Origin of the sequence: Agathobaculum faecis, from assembly GCF_014287995.1 — a bacterium.
GTDB classification, from domain to species: domain Bacteria; phylum Bacillota; class Clostridia; order Oscillospirales; family Butyricicoccaceae; genus Agathobaculum; species Agathobaculum ammoniilyticum.
The window spans coordinates 1-576 of the sequence record NZ_JACOPL010000081.1 but is presented as its reverse complement, the minus strand read 5'-3'; the positions used below and the strand labels follow the sequence as shown (position 1 = coordinate 576).

Below are 576 nucleotides of genomic sequence, written 5' to 3'. Positions count from 1 at the left end.
CAGAACACAGAGGTAATGCCGTATTCTTCGATATATGGCAGGCAATCATCCTCCAGTCCGCAGTAGCAGTCCTTCCCTGTCCTCGCCCTGCTGATTTTGGAAAGCTGGACTAACCGTGATCTGGGCGCAACCTGAAAGAATGTTGCCGCTGTCTTGCTGCCATGTCCTCCCGAGAAATTACCCCAGCCGTAGCCATCTCCAAACGGGATAAGGACCAGATCATCCGGATTATAGTTTTTGATGCTCCAGTTCTCTCCGGTAGCCGCCGTGACGCGCTCCCCAAAGTATCCCGCGTTATGGAACCTGTCCACACCCGTAAACTTGCGGATGTAGTTGTTTTCAGTGTGCAGCTTTGTTGTTTCAGTAGCCACGTTATACCTCCCCTTTTCCTGTCCCGTACTGCTTACCCGTAATCTGTTCGTACTCTTCATCCGAGAGCTTCCCCGCCGTGTAAAGCTGGTCTATCCGGCCAATGTCCCACAGCTTGGGGTAATAATGCCGCGCCATTTCAAATACTGTCATAGCTCCACCCCCGTCATAGCCGCGATAAAGTCCACGTCCGCGCGGAGCTGTTCT

General features: G+C 52.8%; 2 protein-coding genes. Both read right to left on the bottom strand.

The genetic code is table 11. The features are described 5' to 3' along the window. Positions 1–371, bottom strand: a 371-nt coding sequence (locus H8S45_RS15955; RefSeq protein WP_186950630.1) for a hypothetical protein, incomplete at its 3' end; no start/stop codon positions are given. Position 372: 1 nt separating this feature from the next. After that, positions 373–522, bottom strand: a complete 150-nt coding sequence (locus tag H8S45_RS15950) for an XkdX family protein (RefSeq protein WP_152959545.1) — start codon at positions 520–522, stop codon at positions 373–375. Positions 523–576: the final 54 nt, after the last annotated feature.